Source organism: Microbacterium barkeri, from assembly GCF_027921765.1.
GTDB classification, from domain to species: domain Bacteria; phylum Actinomycetota; class Actinomycetes; order Actinomycetales; family Microbacteriaceae; genus Microbacterium; species Microbacterium barkeri.
Genome location: NZ_BSEJ01000017.1, coordinates 34743 through 51241 on the forward strand (window position 1 = coordinate 34743; position 16499 = coordinate 51241).

The window sequence follows — 16499 nt, forward strand, 5'->3', positions numbered from 1 at the left end:
TCATGGAGGTTTTCCCCTTGGCTGCTGCGCGCAACGCATCCACCACCACCCCGAAGAACGGACGCGGAGCATCCCGCCTCTCGTTCGCCAAGATCTCCGACACGCTCACGGTCCCCGACCTGCTGGCGCTGCAGACCGAGTCGTTCGACTGGCTGGTCGGCAACGAGGCCTGGAAGGCCCGCGTCGCCGAGGCGAAGGCCGCCGGACGCACCGACGTGCCCGAGCGGAGCGGTCTCGACGAGATCTTCGAGGAGATCTCGCCCATCGAGGACCTGAGCGAGACGATGCAGCTCTCGTTCACCAACCCCTACCTCGAGCCCGAGAAGTACACGATCGAGGAGTGCAAGGACCGCGGCAAGACCTACGCGGCCCCGCTCTACGTCGAGGCCGAGTTCATGAACCACCAGACCGGTGAGATCAAGACTCAGACGGTCTTCATGGGCGACTTCCCGCTGCAGACCGACAAGGGCACGTTCATCATCAACGGCACCGAGCGTGTCGTCGTGTCGCAGCTCGTCCGCTCGCCCGGCGTCTACTTCGACAAGACCCCCGACAAGACGTCCGACAAGGACATCGTGTCGGCGCGCGTCATCCCCAGCCGCGGCGCCTGGCTCGAGTTCGAGATCGACAAGCGCGACCAGGTCGGCGTCCGCATCGACCGCAAGCGCAAGCAGTCGGTCACGGTGTTCCTCAAGGCCCTCGGCCTCTCGAGCGACGACATCCTCGCCGAGTTCGCCGGCATCTCCTCGATCGAGGAGACCCTCGCAAAGGACACGATCCTCACGCAGGAGGAGGCGCTCCGCGACATCTACCGCAAGCTGCGTCCGGGTGAGCAGGTCGCCGCCGAGGCCGCGCGCTCGCTGCTCGACAACTTCTACTTCAACCCGAAGCGCTACGACCTCGCCAAGGTCGGCCGCTACAAGCTGAACCAGAAGCTCGGCCTCGACAAGCCGCTCACCGACTCGGTGCTCACGGTCGAGGACATCGTCGCGACGATCAAGTACCTCGTCCGCCTGCACCGCGGCGACGAGACCTTCGAGGGCGTCCGCAAGGGCGGCGAGGTCGTCGACCTCCGCATCGAGGTCGACGACATCGACAACTTCGGCAACCGTCGCATCCGCGCGGTGGGCGAGCTCATCCAGAACCAGGTCCGCACCGGTCTGTCGCGCATGGAGCGCGTCGTCCGCGAGCGCATGACCACGCAGGACATCGAGGCGATCACGCCGCAGACCCTGATCAACGTGCGCCCCGTCGTCGCCGCGATCAAGGAGTTCTTCGGAACGTCGCAGCTGTCGCAGTTCATGGACCAGAACAACCCGCTCGCGGGTCTGACCCACAAGCGCCGCCTGTCGGCGCTGGGCCCCGGCGGTCTCTCGCGCGACCGCGCGGGCGTCGAGGTCCGTGACGTCCACCCGTCGCACTACGGCCGCATGTGCCCGATCGAGACGCCGGAAGGCCCGAACATCGGCCTCATCGGCTCGCTCGCGTCGTTCGCGCGCATCAACGCGTTCGGCTTCATCGAGACGCCGTACCGCCGCGTCGTCGACGGCCGCGTGACGAACGAGATCGACTACCTCACCGCCGCCGAGGAGACGCGCTTCAACGTCGCCCAGGCCAACGCGGTCCTCAACGAGGACGGCACGTTCGCCGACGAGCGCGTGCTCGCGCGTCAGCGCGGCAACGAGGTCGACCTCGTGCCCGCCGACGAGGTGTCGTACATGGACGTCTCGCCGCGCCAGATGGTGTCGGTCGGAACCTCGCTCATCCCGTTCCTCGAGCACGACGACGCGAACCGCGCGCTCATGGGCGCCAACATGCAGCGTCAGGCCGTTCCGCTCCTCGTCGCCGAGTCGCCGCTGGTCGGCACGGGCATGGAGCGCTACGCGGCCATCGACGCGGGCGACTCGATCATCGCCGACAAGGCGGGCGTCGTCACCGACGTCACGAGCGACTACGTCTCGGTGCAGCTCGATGAGGGCGGCCGCCGCGACTACTTCCTGCGCAAGTTCGACCGCTCGAACCAGGGCAACTGCTACAACCAGCGTGCGATCGTGACCGCGGGCGAGCGCGTCGAGGTCGGCGAGGTCATCGCGGATGGCCCGGCGACGGAGAACGGCGAGCTCGCACTCGGCAAGAACCTGCTCGTCGGGTTCATGTCGTGGGAGGGCCACAACTTCGAGGACGCCATTATCCTCAGCCAGAACCTCGTGAAGGATGACACCCTCACCTCGATCCACATCGAGGAGTACGAGGTCGACGCCCGCGACACGAAGCTCGGCAAGGAGGAGATCACCCGCGACCTCCCCAACGTGAGCCCCGAGCTCCTGAAGGACCTCGACGAGCGCGGCATCATCCGCATCGGCGCCGAGGTCCGCCCCGGCGACATCCTCGTCGGCAAGGTCACGCCCAAGGGCGAGACCGAGCTCTCGGCCGAGGAGCGCCTGCTCCGCGCGATCTTCAACGAGAAGAGCCGCGAGGTCCGCGACACGTCGCTCAAGGTGCCGCACGGTGAGCAGGGCACGATCATCGCGGTCAAGGAGTTCAACGCCGAGGAGGGCGACGACGAGCTCGGCTCGGGCGTCAACCGCCGCGTCGTGGTCTACATCGCCCAGAAGCGCAAGATCACCGAGGGTGACAAGCTCGCCGGCCGTCACGGCAACAAGGGCGTCATCGCGAAGATCCTCCCCGTCGAGGACATGCCGTTCCTCGCGGACGGCACGCCGCTCGACGTCGTGCTGAACCCGATGGGCATCCCCGGTCGAATGAACTTCGGCCAGGTCCTCGAGACGCACCTCGGCTGGATCGCCAAGCAGGGCTGGAAGATCGAGGGCGAGCCCGAGTGGGCCGTGCACATCCCCGAGGACGCCCGCGAGGTCGACCCCGGCACGAAGGTCGCGACCCCCGTGTTCGACGGCGCCTACGAGTCGGAGATCGCGGGTCTGCTCGACTCGACGCTCCCGACGCGCGACGGCGACCGCCTCATCGACCGCTCGGGCAAGGCGCAGCTCTTCGACGGCCGCACCGGCGAGCCCTACCCGGCTCCGATCTCGGTCGGCTACATGTACATCCTGAAGCTGCACCACCTCGTCGACGACAAGATCCACGCGCGCTCGACGGGCCCGTACTCGATGATCACCCAGCAGCCGCTCGGTGGTAAGGCGCAGTTCGGCGGTCAGCGCTTCGGCGAGATGGAGGTGTGGGCCCTCGAGGCCTACGGCGCCGCGTACGCGCTGCAGGAGCTCCTCACGGTCAAGTCCGACGACATCCTCGGCCGCGTCAAGGTGTACGAGGCCATCGTCAAGGGCGAGAACATCCCCGAGCCCGGCATCCCCGAGTCCTTCAAGGTGCTCATGAAGGAGATGCAGTCGCTCTGCCTGAACGTCGAGGTCCTCTCGTCCGACGGCACGGCGGTCAACCTCCGCGACACCGACGACGAGGCCTTCCGCGCTGCGGAGGAGCTCGGCATCAACATCTCCAGCCGATTCGAGTCCGCCTCGATCGACGAGATCTGATCCGGCCAGCCGATTTAGAGATTTCCGAATACAGGAGAACTAGTGCTCGACGCAACAACTTTCGATGAGCTTCGCATCGGCCTGGCCACCGCCGACGACATCCGTCGCTGGTCCTTCGGCGAGGTCAAGAAGCCCGAGACCATCAACTACCGCACGCTGAAGCCGGAGAAGGACGGCCTCTTCGGCGAGCAGATCTTCGGTCCCAGCCGCGACTGGGAGTGCGCCTGCGGCAAGTACAAGCGCGTCCGCTTCAAGGGCATCGTCTGCGAGCGCTGCGGCGTGGAGGTCACCAAGAGCTCCGTCCGCCGTGAGCGCATGGGCCACATCGAGCTCGCCGCGCCCGTGACGCACATCTGGTACTTCAAGGGCGTTCCGTCGCGCCTCGGGTACCTGCTCGACATGGCGCCGAAGGACCTCGAGAAGGTCATCTACTTCGCCGCCTACATGGTCATCTCGGTCGACGAGGAGGCGCGTCACCGCGACATGCCGACTCACGAGAACAACCTGCGTCTCGAGATCAAGAACCTGAACGACCGTCGTGACTCGCGCATCGCGGCTCGCCTCCAGAAGCTGGAGGAGGAGCTCGCGGCTCTCGAGGCCGAGGACGCCAAGGCAGACCAGAAGAAGAAGGTCCGCGACGCCGCCGAGAAGGAGATGGCGACCATCCGCAAGCGCGCGGACGAGTCCATCGCCAAGCTCGAGCGGATGTGGGAGGAGTTCCGCTCCCTCAAGGTCGGCGAGCTCAAGGCGGAGGACGACGTCTTCCAGGAGCTCCAGGACCGCTTCGGCCAGTACTTCGAGGCGCACATGGGTGCCGAGGCGATCCAGCGTCGCCTCGCGGAGTTCGACCTGGAGGCCGAGGCCGAGTCGCTGCGCAACCAGATCGCCGAGGGCAAGGGCCAGCGCAAGATCCGTGCGATCAAGCGCCTCAAGGTCGTCAACTCGTTCATCTCGACCGGCATGACGCCGGCCGCGATGGTGCTCGACGTCGTCCCGGTCATCCCGCCGGAGCTGCGCCCGATGGTCCAGCTCGACGGCGGCCGCTTCGCCACGAGCGACCTGAACGACCTCTACCGTCGTGTGATCAACCGCAACAACCGTCTGCGCCGCCTTCTCGACCTCGGGGCTCCCGAGATCATCGTGAACAACGAGAAGCGCATGCTGCAAGAGGCCGTCGACGCGCTGTTCGACAACGGCCGCCGCGGTCGCCCCGTCACCGGCACCGGCAACCGCGCCCTGAAGTCCCTGAGCGACATGCTCAAGGGCAAGCAGGGCCGCTTCCGCCAGAACCTGCTCGGAAAGCGCGTCGACTACTCGGGCCGTTCGGTCATCGTCGTCGGCCCGCAGCTCAAGCTGCACCAGTGCGGTCTGCCCAAGCAGATGGCGCTCGAGCTGTTCAAGCCGTTCGTCATCAAGCGCCTGATCGACCTCGGTCACTCGCAGAACATCAAGGCCGCCAAGCGCGCGGTCGAGCGCACGCGTCCCGAGGTGTGGGATGTGCTCGAGGAGATCATCCGCGAGCGCCCGGTTCTCCTGAACCGCGCCCCCACGCTGCACCGTCTGGGCATCCAGGCGTTCGAGCCGCAGCTCGTCGAGGGCAAGGCCATCCAGCTGCACCCGCTCGTCTGCGCGGCGTTCAACGCCGACTTCGACGGCGACCAGATGGCCGTGCACCTTCCGCTGTCGGTCGAGGCCCAGGCCGAGGCGCGCATCCTCATGCTCGCGTCGAACAACATCCTGAAGCCGTCGGACGGCCGTCCGGTGACCCTGCCCTCGCAGGACATGATCATCGGCCTGCACCACCTGACCACGCTCAAGGACGGCGCGACCGGCGAGGGCCGCGTGTTCGGCTCGGTGTGGGAGGCGCAGCTCGCCAAGGAGGAGGGCACGCTCGACCTCCAGGCGAAGGTCCGCATCCGCATCCCGGGTCTCGAGTTCCTCGAGGGCCAGGCTCCGGAGGGCTACGACAAGCACGGCCTCGTCGACACCTCGCTCGGCCAGGCGATCTTCAACGACCAGCTGCCGAAGGGCTACCCCTTCGTGCGCGAGCAGGCCGACAAGGGCAAGCTCTCGCAGATCGTGAACAAGCTGGCCGAGGAGTACCCGAAGGTCGTCGTGGCGGAGACGCTCGACAAGATCAAGGACGCGGGCTTCTACTGGGCCACGCGCTCGGGTGTCACGGTCGCGCTCAGCGACGTGCTCACGCCGCCGAACAAGGCCGAGATCGTCGCGCGCTACGAGCAGCAGGCCGCGAAGGTCACCGCTCAGTACGAGAAGGGCCTCACGACCGACGAGGAGCGCCGCACCGAGCTGGTCCGCATCTGGACCGAGGCGACGGACGAGATCCAGAAGGAGATGCGCGCCAACTTCCCGGCCGACAACACCATCAACCGCATGGTGTCGTCGGGCGCCCGTGGTAACTGGCTGCAGATCCGGAACATCGCGGGTATCCGCGGTCTGGTGAACAACCCGAAGGGCGAGATCATCCCCCGCCCGATCATCTCCTCGTACCGCGAGGGCCTGTCGGTGGCGGAGTACTTCATCGCCACGCACGGTGCGCGCAAGGGTCTCGCCGACACGGCTCTCCGTACGGCCGACTCGGGCTACCTCACGCGTCGTCTCGTCGACGTCTCGCAGGATGTCATCATCCGCGAGGAGGACTGCGGCACGTCGAAGGGCCTCGAGTACCCGATCGCCGCGGCCGACGCGTCGGGCGTGCTCGTGCGCGACGCGAACGTCGAGAACTCGGTGTTCGCCCGCAGCCTCGCGGTCGACGTGGTCGGGGAGGACGGCACCGTCCTCGCGCAGGCCGGCCAGGACGTCGGCGACGTGCTGATCGACCAGCTCGTGGAGTCGGGCGTCACCTCCATCAAGGTGCGCTCGGTGCTCACGTGCGACTCGGCGGTCGGCGTCTGCGCCCGCTGCTACGGCCGCTCGCTCGCGACCGGCAACCTGGTCGACATCGGCGAGGCCGTCGGCATCATCGCGGCCCAGTCGATCGGCGAGCCCGGCACGCAGCTCACGATGCGCACGTTCCACACCGGTGGATCGGCGTCGGCAGACGACATCACGCAGGGTCTTCCCCGCGTGCAGGAGCTGTTCGAGGCCCGCACCCCGAAGGGCGCATCGCCCATCGCGGAGGCGGATGGCCGCATCACGATCGAGGAGACCGAGAAGCAGAAGAAGGTCATCCTCACGCCCGACAACGGCGACGAGCCGCACGTCTACCCGGTGCTGAAGCGCGCGACGCTTCTCGTCGAGGACGGCCAGCACGTCAAGGTCGGCGACCCGCTTCAGGTCGGCACGCTCGACCCGAAGGAGATCATGCGCGTGCAGGGCGCCCGCGAGGTGCAGAAGTACCTCGTCGGCGGCGTGCAGGGCGTGTACCGCTCGCAGGGTGTGCCGATCCACGACAAGCACATCGAGGTCATCGTGCGCCAGATGCTGCGGAAGGTCACCGTGGTCGACCACGGCGAGACCGACCTGCTGCCGGGTGAGATGGTCGACATGCGCCGCTACCAGGACATCAACCGCGCGGCGATCGCCGAGGGCAAGCGCCCCGCGTCGGGTCGTCCCGAGCTGATGGGTATCACGAAGGCGTCGCTCGCGACGGAGTCGTGGCTGTCGGCCGCGTCGTTCCAGGAGACGACGCGCGTGCTCACCGAGGCCGCCATGCAGGGCAAGCGCGACCCGCTGATCGGTCTCAAGGAGAACGTCATCATCGGAAAGCTCATCCCCGCGGGGACGGGCCTGTCGAAGTACCGCGATGTCGTGGTCGAGGCGACGGAGGAGGCGAAGAGCGAGCGGTACCCCAACCGCATCTTCGCGTCGGACGGCGCCTACGCCGAGGGCGACTACTCGTTCGTCGACTTCGACGCGTTCTCGACCGACGACTTCACGCCCGGGACGTACAACTGATCCGGCTGTGAAGCACGCCAGGAGGCCCCGGGGTTCGCCCCGGGGCCTCCTTCGTCGTCCGGGGCCGGATGGCACTCCCAGCGGACGCGTGTCGCGCGCGGGCGCCGGGTGCGGGCTCTACCCTGGTGCCATGGCGATCGGGGGACGCAATCTCGCAGCCACGTGGATCGCGGGGCTGCTCATCGTGGGGATCATCGGCGCGATCCTGTGGGTCGCGTTCCCGTCGCTGCACATCGTCGGCGACTGGGTCGTCGCGGCGGTCGACTTCTTCTTCGACTGGCTCCGCTCGATCACGCCGACACGCCCGTAGAGCCCGACATTCCGCGGCGAGGCTCCGGCGACACGCCGCGCCGCGTAGGTATTCTCGCGGGCAGGGGAGAGTCCCCGTCGTGAGGAGTGCTTCTGATGAGCGACGCCCAGGGTTCGAACGGCGGACCGCGCAACGGCGATCCCATCGAGGAGTCGGCACCCGCCGACGCGCCCGAGACCGCCGTGCCCGAGAACGACGACGCCCGCGCCGCCGAGGCGTGGTCGCCCGCGGATGGCCAGGGCGCGGAGAGCGCTGAGGTCGCGAACTCCGACGGGCGCGTCGCGGGCACCTTCACGGAGTCCGCGGAGCCCGCCCCCGCTGCGCCCGCGTCGAGCGAGGCCCCGGCGGACGACTCCGAGGCAGGGCCTGCCGACGCGGCCATCCCGGCGGCGTCCTCGGACGAGCCCCACGTGCCGGCCGCTCCCGAGGACGACGCCACGGCCGCCGATGCGCCCGTCGCGGACACTCCCGCCGATGCAGCCGCGTCCACGCACGTCCCGCCGGTCGACAACGACCACGACGGCGAGCCCGACTACGCGGCCCTGGCCGCCGAGCTCGAGGAGTTCGAGCGCCGCAACGCGGACGCGAGCGACTCCTTCTCCGCGCCGGGCGCCGCAGGGCCCACGGCCGCGGGCGTCGCAGCCGCGGGTGCCGCCGACGCGCAGGACAAGCGGAACGACCCGTGGTTCGAGCCGGCCAAGACCGAGACGTTCTCGGCCTCGGAGCCGGCGGTCACCGCATCCGAGCCCGTGGTCGAGCCGCAGACGACGGCTGCCCCGGTCGCACCCCAGCCGATCTTCGTGCAGGCGCCCGAGCCGCCGAAGGTCCGCGGCAACCGCGGCGCGGCCGGCCTCATCGGCCTCGTCGCCGCGATCGTCTTCGCCATCCTCTACTTCGCCGCGACCCTCGGCTGGCGCCTGCTCGCCGGCGAGGCCGAGCTCGCGACCATCGCCGAGCCCGCCGTCGCGCTTCTCACGAGCTTCGAGTTCTGGGTTCCCGTGGTCGTGTTCTGGCTCGGCTTCTGGCTGCTCGGCGCCCTCGTGAACCGCGCCCGCTGGGGCAAGTGGGTCATCTTCGGCCTCCTCGTGGGCGTGATCTCCTACGGCGGGCACCTCCTCGGCCAGCTGTTCCAGGCGCCGTTCTGGATGCTCACGCCGTCGCAGGGGTTGGAGCTCGTCGCCGAGAGCCTGCTGTCGCCGGTCGCGATCGTCGCGTTCATCCTCGGCCGCGAGATCACGATCTGGTTCGGAGCCTGGGCCGCCCGCCGCGGCGCCAAGGTCACGGCGCAGAACGCCGAGGCTCAGGCCGAGTACGAGCGCACGCTCGAGGCAGGTCCGCAGCTCTCGCAGTGACCGCACCTCTTCGCGAAGGCGAGGGGCTTCCCGCAGGGACGCTCCTCGCCTTCGCTGTCGCTGCCGACGGCGCGCTCGTCGTCTGCGGGCTCGGCTTCGGCAGCCTCCTCACGGGCAGCGATGTCATCGAGACCCCGGGCATCGGGATCGTCCCGGCCGCTCTCGCGGTCGTCGTGAGCATCGCGGTGTTCGGCCTCGCGCTGTGGCCCGCGCTGCGCATCCCTCATCCGAGCTTCGTCCGCGTGATCGGGGTGCTGTTCGCGTCCGCCGCGGCTTACGGTGCGGCGCTCTGGCTGCTCGCGCTCGCGTTCGGCGCGGGCATCGCGTCGGCGACGGCCGCGGTCGCCGACGTGACGATCGGATGGCCGGTGCCGGTCATCGCGGGCGCCGCGGCGGTCGCGGCCTGGGGCGCGATCGCCGTGCGGCGCACGCGCGCGCGGCGCCCCCTCTGGCCGTGGGAGCGCCACGATGACGACGAGTAGCCGAGAGTCCGCACCGCGAGAGCCCGGGCGTCATACCCTGTGATCATGGAGCGCGCGCTCGACTCGCAGGTGGCGCAGGCGGTGGATGCCTGGCTCCGCTGGCTGCCGCGCTGGCAGCCGGCGACGCACCGCGGTCGATCCGCGCCCTGCCGCCGCTGCTTCGGCTCGCCCGTGCTCTCCGCCGCGGGGGTCGGATCGGATGTCCCGCACGGCGTCCAGCACGGCCTCTCGACCCGCATGAAGAAGATCGTCGACCTCGCGGTCGCCGAGTACACCGCCCGGAACCTGCCGCTTCTCCAGCTCGAGCTCGACCAGCAGGCGGCGCGGAATCAGGCGCGCTCGTATCGTCCGGGGGAGGACCTCGCCCCCGAGTACGAGGGGCTGCCGCTCGACCCGGATCCCGTGCCGGGCGCCCCGTTCCTCTTCACGATCGAGGGGCTCGCGAGCGAGGCAGACGCCGAGGTGCCGAGCCTGCCGCCGCTCTCCGACGAGGCCAAGGAGGCTCTCCGCCGCGAGGTCGGCCTGGCTGACGAGTATGCGAACCTCGTCGGGCGGGAGATCTGCTCGCTGCTCCTGGGGCACCGACTGCGGATCCAGGCCGCGATCGTGGAGTTCGTCGAGCCTCAGGTCGAGGCCATGCTGGCCGAGCTGACGCGCTCCCTCGACACGCCGTTCGGCCCCGACGACTTCCTCCCCGGGCCGGGCAAGACCGCCTGAAACGCGACATCCCCGCCTCCGAGGAGACGGGGATGTGTCCATTCCGATGGGCAGTTGTGCCCATCGAAATCGTCGAATCAGCTCTCGCGAGCGAGCGATCCGAGCGGCTCGCCGGTCTTGTCGAAGACCTCGAGAGTGGTCTCTCCGACCGTGATCGTCTTGACCTTCGAGAGCCACGTGTCGACCCCGGGGCAGCCCTTCAGCGTGCTCGCCGCGAACGTCACGGTGACGGTGTCGCCGTCCTGCTCGTAGCGGCCGCCGATGCCGTTGCACCCGTCGTTTCCCTGGAATTTCCCGTCCTCCGAGAAGGTCAGGTACGGCTCGTTCTCCTCGCTGCTCTGCCAGGTTCCGACAACCGAGTTCACGTCTTCCACCCCTTCTCCGCTGGTCGCGTTCGACGCGCAGCCGGCGAGCGCGAATCCCGCGAGCATCATCGCCGCTGCGGCCGTGATCCGCTTCCTGACCATGTCGTCCCCCGTTCATGTCGGCGAATGTGGACTTGCGTTTCATAGTAGGTGTGCGGATACTCTGGGTTCGCTGTGTCTCTCCCGAGAGACCCAAGCTTCCGGGGGCTGTGGGCCGAACCAGGCCTGGACCCCTGTTCCGAGAAGTTCGCACAAACGAGATCTGGGGGACTGGGTTTGAAGTCTTCAATTACGCGCGTCGCGCGTCTGGGAGCGCTGGGCGTCGCATCGGCGCTGGCGTTCGGCGGTGTCGCCGCGACGTCGGCGACCGCCGCCGAGGGCGCGGTCGCGCCGACCGAGGGAGAGGCCTTCGAAGCGCTCGCGCTCGACCTGTTCAAGGACGAGGCCGTCACGGGCGTCCTCCATGACGGCGCGGGCAATGTCGTCGTGCAGCGCCTCGAGGAGACCGCGGGCTCCGCCTCGGCCAAGATCGACGCGTCCGCCGCGGCTGCGGAGATCGCCGGCGCGTACGAGAACGTGAAGATCGTCCCGGTCACCGAGGACGAGCTCGCCAAGCCGACCGCCGCGACCGACGTCGTCGGCGGCTACGGCATCGGCCTGTTCGACAACTCCGGCAGCGGCGGCGTCTGCTCGGTCGGCTTCCCCGCGTGGACGCCCGACGGCAAGCCCGCCGTGCTCACCGCCGGCCACTGCACGGGCGATGGCGCCTACAACAACGTGTACCTCACCGACCCCAAGGGCGACACGGCCGGTGGCGGCGCGGAGGACCTCTCGACGGTCACGCCGACGCACGAGGTCGGCCAGGTCGGCTTCAACCAGTTCGGCGGCTCGGGCAACACCGCCGGTGAGCCCGGCAACGCGACCGACATCGCCGCGATCGACGTCACGAACGCCGACCTCGACCTCATCGCCGCGATGACGGACTGGAAGAACACGAACGACCTGTCCGCGTCGCTCGCGTCGAACATCACGGGCGTCGGCACGGCCGAGGTGGGCGAGACGGTTCAGCGCTCGGGCCGCACGACGGGCTACTCGTCGGGCGTCGTCGACACCGACCAGATCAACCCCTACGTCGACTACGAGGGCTACATCGAGGTCGACGGGCGCCTGGTCAAGGGCTTCTCGGCCGCGACCGAGGTCATCCCCGGCGACTCGGGTGGCACCATCCTCCAGGGCAGCACCGCCGTGGGCGTCGTGACGGCCACGTTCGAGTTCAACGGCGAGCCGCACATGTGGGGCGCCGACCTCAAGACGGGCCTCGAGGCCGCGGCCGGCTACACGGTCAAGCTCGACCTGCCCGAGGCGAAGGTCACCTCGGTCAAGGACGGCGCGAACGTCTCGTGGAACGCCGAGCTCTCGGGCACGGCCGGCGCGAACGCCGAGGTCGAGTACGCGTTCGTGAAGCAGGGCGCGAAGGCGTCCTGGAAGAACAGCGCGAAGACGAAGGCCGACGGCGAGGGCAAGTGGACGCTCACCGGCCCCGCGACCCCCGGCGACTACACGATCTACGCCCGCTCGACGAGCGGCTTCAACACGTCCGACGTCACGTCGATCGACGTGCAGGTCTTCCCGACCGCTCCCGGCATCACCTCGCCCGAGAACGGCAAGACCTACACCGACCCGGTGACGAAGATCACGGGCAACGCGGCGCCGAACACCGAGGTCACGCTCTCGGGTGACGTCAACGCCAAGGTCACGTCGGACGCCGACGGCAACTGGTCGCACAGCGTCGACCTCGCCGACCGCCGCGAGTACACCGTCAGCGCGCAGCAGACGATCAACGGCAAGACCTCGGACCGCACCACGGTGACCTTCACGGTCGGCGCGGCTGCTCCCGCGGCGCCGGAGTTCATCAACCCGGTCGACGGCGGCTCGTACGTGGAGGGCCAGGTTCCGACGACGATCACCGGCACCGGCACGAACGGCGCCACGGTCGAGCTCCGCGTGGGCGACAAGGTCGTCGGCACGGGCACGGTCGACGCCAACGTGTGGTCGATCAAGATCGAGCAGCTGCCGGTCGGCGAGCACAAGCTCGCTGCTCGCCAGATCGTCGACGGCGTGGCCAGCACCGACGCCGTGATCACCATCACGGTGACGGCCGCTCCGCAGGAGCCGCAGCAGCCTGAGCAGCCGCAGGGCGAGGAGAGCCCGACCCCGGCTCCCCAGGACCCGCAGCAGCCCCAGAAGCCCGAGCAGGAGAAGGACGGCAAGCTCGCTCCCACGGGCGCGGAGTTCAACGCCACGGCCCCGATCGCCATGAGCCTCGGCCTCGCGGTCGTCGCCGGCGGTGTCCTCCTCATCGCGCGTCGGCGTCAGCTGAACTCGGAGCGCTGAGCACGAGTTAGCGCATAGCGCAGAAGGGGCGTCCCGTACGGGGCGCCCCTTCTTCGTGCGTGCGGATCGCCGTTTGACCGCGTGTCGCGCGACCCGTATCATGGGACGGGTGTGCGTACACGCGTCTGCGTGCGTGCCCACGATCGGGATGGGCCTGCGAACAGGTCACCCCCACGGCATATCCACCAGAAGTCTCTCGCTCTTTCGGCGTGGGGGTGGGTTTTCGTGAAACATCACGCGCTGTCACCGTGCAGCAACGAACAAGGAGAAACGTGCCAACTATTCAGCAGTTGGTTCGCAAGGGCCGTTCGCCGAAGGTCTCGAAGACCAAGGCTCCGGCGCTGAAGGCGAACCCGCAGCAGGCGGGTGTCTGCACCCGCGTCTACACGACCACGCCCAAGAAGCCGAACTCGGCGATGCGCAAGGTCGCCCGTGTCAAGCTGCGCAACGGCACCGAGGTCACCGCCTACATCCCCGGTGAGGGTCACAACCTTCAGGAGCACTCGCTCGTGCTCGTCCGCGGTGGTCGTGTGAAGGACCTCCCCGGTGTGCGCTACAAGATCGTCCGCGGTGCGCTCGACACCCAGGCCGTCAAGAACCGTAAGCAGGCGCGCAGCCGCTACGGCGCGAAGAAGGGTTGAGTTAGATGCCTCGTAAGGGTCCGGCCCCCAAGCGCCCCGTCGTCAACGACCCGGTCTACGGCGCCCCGATCGTCACGCAGCTGGTCAACAAGATCCTCGTCGACGGCAAGAAGTCCATCGCCGAGCACATCGTCTACACCGCTCTCGAGGGTGTGGCCGCGAAGAATGGCCAGGACGCTGTCGCCACGCTGAAGAAGGCGCTCGACAACGTGCGCCCGACGCTCGAGGTCCGCAGCCGCCGCGTCGGCGGCTCGACGTATCAGGTTCCGGTCGAGGTCAAGCCTCACCGCGCCAACACGCTCGCTCTGCGCTGGCTCGTGAGCTACGCGAAGGGTCGCCGCGAGAAGACGATGACCGAGCGTCTCATGAACGAGATCCTCGACGCGTCGAACGGCCTCGGTGCCGCGGTCAAGCGCCGCGAGGACACCCACAAGATGGCCGAGTCGAACCGCGCCTTCGCGCACTACCGCTGGTAGGAAGCGCCCCGAGCCGGTCCCGGATCGCTCCCCGGGGCATCCGGGGCCGGCTTCCTGCTTCATTCCCTCTCCACACGTAAGGAAGAACGCAAGTGGCACAAGACGTGCTCACCGACCTCAAGAAGGTCCGCAACATCGGCATCATGGCGCACATCGATGCCGGTAAGACCACGACGACCGAGCGCATCCTGTTCTACACGGGCGTCAACCACAAGATCGGCGAGACCCACGACGGTGGCGCGACCACCGACTGGATGGAGCAGGAGCAGGAGCGTGGTATCACCATCACCTCCGCCGCTGTGACGTGCTTCTGGGACAAGAACCAGATCAACATCATCGACACCCCCGGTCACGTCGACTTCACCGTCGAGGTGGAGCGCTCGCTCCGCGTCCTCGACGGCGCGGTCGCCGTGTTCGACGGCAAGGAGGGCGTTGAGCCCCAGTCCGAGACGGTGTGGCGTCAGGCCGACAAGTACAACGTCCCCCGCATCTGCTTCGTCAACAAGATGGACAAGCTGGGCGCGGACTTCTACTTCACGGTCGACACGATCATCAACCGCCTGAAGGCGAAGCCGCTCGTGCTGCAGCTTCCCATCGGTGCCGAGAACGACTTCGTCGGCGTCGTCGACCTCGTCAACATGCGCGCACTCACGTGGCCCGGCGACGCCAAGGGCGACGTGACCATGGGCGCCAAGTACGAGGTCGGCGAGATCCCCGCCGACCTCGCCGACAAGGCTGCCGAGTACCGCGAGAAGCTCCTCGAGACCGTCGCCGAGAGCGACGACGTGCTGCTCGAGAAGTACTTCGGCGGCGAGGAGCTCACGGTCGACGAGATCAAGGGCGCCATCCGCAAGATGACGATCGCCAGCGAGGTCTACCCGGTCCTCTGCGGCTCGGCGTTCAAGAACCGCGGCGTGCAGCCCATGCTCGACGCGGTCGTGGACTACCTCCCCTCGCCCCTCGACGTGCCGGCCATCGAGGCCCACGACCCGAAGGACGAAGAGAAGATCATCGAGCGTCACGCCGACCGTGACGAGCCCTTCGCGGCTCTCGCGTTCAAGGTCGTCTCGCACCCGTTCTTCGGCCGTCTGACCTACATCCGCGTCTACTCGGGTCACCTCGAGTCGGGTGCGCAGGTCGTCAACTCGACCAAGGGCAAGAAGGAGCGCATCGGGAAGATCTTCCAGATGCACGCCAACAAGGAGAACCCGGTCGAGTCGGTCACCGCGGGCCACATCTACGCGGTCATCGGCCTCAAGGACACGACCACGGGCGACACGCTCAGCGACCCGAACAACCAGGTCGTCCTCGAGTCGATGACGTTCCCGGAGCCGGTCATCGAGGTCGCGATCGAGCCCAAGACGAAGGCCGACCAGGAGAAGCTGGGTCTCGCGATCCAGAAGCTCGCGGAAGAGGACCCGACGTTCCGCGTCGAGAACAACGCCGAGACCGGTCAGACCGTCGTCAAGGGCATGGGCGAGCTGCACCTCGACATCCTCGTGGACCGCATGAAGCGCGAGTTCAAGGTCGAGGCCAACGTCGGCAAGCCGCAGGTGGCGTACCGCGAGACGATCCGCAAGGTCGTCGAGCGTCACGACTACACGCACAAGAAGCAGACCGGTGGCTCGGGTCAGTTCGCGAAGATCCAGTTCAAGCTGGAGCCGCTCGAGGTGACCGCCGACAAGACCTACGAGTTCGTCAACGAGGTCACCGGTGGTCGCATCCCGCGCGAGTACATCGAGCCGACGAACCAGGGCTTCCAGGACGCGATGAACACCGGCGTGCTCGCCGGCTACCCGATGGTCGGCGTGAAGGCGACCCTCGTGGACGGCGCATCGCACGACGTCGACTCCTCGGAGATGGCGTTCAAGATCGCCGGTTCGATGGGCTTCAAGGAGGCCGTCCGCAAGGCGAACCCGGTCATCCTCGAGCCGCTCATGGCCGTCGAGGTCCGTACGCCCGAGGAGTACATGGGCGACGTCATCGGCGACCTGAACTCGCGTCGTGGCCAGGTCCAGTCGATGGAGGACGCTCAGGGTGTGAAGGTCGTCAAGGCCCTCGTCCCGCTCTCGAGCATGTTCGGCTACATCGGCGACCTGCGTTCGAAGACGTCGGGCCGCGCTGTCTACTCGATGGAGTTCGACAGCTACGCCGAGGTCCCGAAGGCTGTCGCCGACGAGATCATCCAGAAGGGCAAGGGCGAGTAATTCGCCCGAGCCTCATGGCTCGCCGGGGCCGGCTGCGTGGCCGGCCCCGGCACCTCAAAACTTCATAACGAGTCTCTACTAGACTGTGAAACATCCCCGTAGAGGCCCGGTCGCAATCCGGCGAC

Annotated in this window: 11 protein-coding genes; 10 read left to right on the forward strand and 1 reads right to left on the reverse strand. The window is 68.1% G+C overall.

All coding sequences use genetic code 11. From position 1 onward, the window contains the following. The first annotated feature begins 17 nt into the window (after positions 1-17). The 6 genes from rpoB to PKE79_RS14720 all read left to right on the forward strand — a co-directional run bounded on the left by rpoB (position 18) and on the right by PKE79_RS14720 (position 10291). Positions 18-3512 carry a DNA-directed RNA polymerase subunit beta gene (gene rpoB / locus PKE79_RS14695; protein WP_271174457.1) on the forward strand — a complete coding sequence of 1165 codons (3495 nt, stop codon included), beginning with the start codon at positions 18-20 and terminating at the stop codon, positions 3510-3512. Positions 3513-3554: 42 nt separating this feature from the next. Further along, entirely contained in the window at positions 3555-7430 is a 3876-nt protein-coding gene (gene rpoC / locus PKE79_RS14700) for a DNA-directed RNA polymerase subunit beta' (protein ID WP_271174458.1), read from the forward strand. Between the two features lie 130 nt (positions 7431-7560). Beyond that, positions 7561-7740 carry a hypothetical protein gene (locus PKE79_RS14705; protein ID WP_271174459.1) on the forward strand — a complete coding sequence of 60 codons (180 nt, stop codon included), beginning with the start codon at positions 7561-7563 and terminating at the stop codon, positions 7738-7740. 95 nt (positions 7741-7835) lie between these two features. Beyond that, positions 7836-9092, forward strand: coding sequence for an ABC transporter (locus PKE79_RS14710; RefSeq protein ID WP_271174460.1), 1257 nt, complete (start codon positions 7836-7838; stop codon positions 9090-9092). Beyond that, positions 9089-9574 carry a DUF6121 family protein gene (locus PKE79_RS14715; protein WP_271174461.1) on the forward strand — a complete coding sequence of 162 codons (486 nt, stop codon included), beginning with the start codon at positions 9089-9091 and terminating at the stop codon, positions 9572-9574. The genes PKE79_RS14710 and PKE79_RS14715 overlap by 4 nt, the downstream gene beginning before the upstream one ends. 45 nt (positions 9575-9619) lie before the next feature. Then, entirely contained in the window at positions 9620-10291 is a 672-nt protein-coding gene (locus PKE79_RS14720; protein WP_271174462.1) for a spermidine/putrescine ABC transporter substrate-binding protein, read from the forward strand. A gap of 77 nt (positions 10292-10368) precedes the next feature. Here the strand turns inward: PKE79_RS14720 and PKE79_RS14725 are convergent, their stop codons facing one another. Continuing rightward, positions 10369-10758: an META domain-containing protein gene (locus PKE79_RS14725; protein WP_271174463.1), complete on the reverse strand. Its 390-nt coding sequence runs from the start codon at positions 10756-10758 to the stop codon at positions 10369-10371. Positions 10759-10932: 174 nt separating this feature from the next. Between PKE79_RS14725 and PKE79_RS14730 the strand changes: the two genes are divergently transcribed. From PKE79_RS14730 to fusA, 4 genes are all read left to right on the forward strand, one after another. Then, complete coding sequence (locus PKE79_RS14730; RefSeq protein ID WP_271174464.1) at positions 10933-13050, forward strand: S1 family peptidase; 2118 nt, start codon at positions 10933-10935, stop codon at positions 13048-13050. Between the two features lie 272 nt (positions 13051-13322). Further along, the gene (gene rpsL / locus PKE79_RS14735) at positions 13323-13691 is read left to right on the forward strand and encodes a 30S ribosomal protein S12 (RefSeq protein ID WP_018171438.1); all 369 of its coding nucleotides are present in this window, start codon (positions 13323-13325) and stop codon (positions 13689-13691) included. A gap of 5 nt (positions 13692-13696) precedes the next feature. Beyond that, positions 13697-14167, forward strand: coding sequence for a 30S ribosomal protein S7 (gene rpsG / locus PKE79_RS14740; protein WP_271174465.1), 471 nt, complete (start codon positions 13697-13699; stop codon positions 14165-14167). A gap of 92 nt (positions 14168-14259) precedes the next feature. Next, entirely contained in the window at positions 14260-16374 is a 2115-nt protein-coding gene (fusA, locus tag PKE79_RS14745) for an elongation factor G (RefSeq protein WP_271174466.1), read from the forward strand. Positions 16375-16499: the final 125 nt, after the last annotated feature.

Excerpts from the sequence above, each read along its gene's own strand:
- rpsG (WP_271174465.1), top strand. The coding sequence starts at position 13,697 with ATGCCTCGTAAGGGTCCGGCCCCCAAGCGCCCCGTCGTCAACGACCCG.
- PKE79_RS14710 (WP_271174460.1), top strand. The coding sequence starts at position 7,836 with ATGAGCGACGCCCAGGGTTCGAACGGCGGACCGCGCAACGGCGATCCC.
- PKE79_RS14705 (WP_271174459.1), top strand. The coding sequence starts at position 7,561 with ATGGCGATCGGGGGACGCAATCTCGCAGCCACGTGGATCGCGGGGCTG.
- PKE79_RS14725 (WP_271174463.1), bottom strand. The coding sequence starts at position 10,758 with ATGGTCAGGAAGCGGATCACGGCCGCAGCGGCGATGATGCTCGCGGGA.
- PKE79_RS14720 (WP_271174462.1), top strand. The coding sequence starts at position 9,620 with ATGGAGCGCGCGCTCGACTCGCAGGTGGCGCAGGCGGTGGATGCCTGG.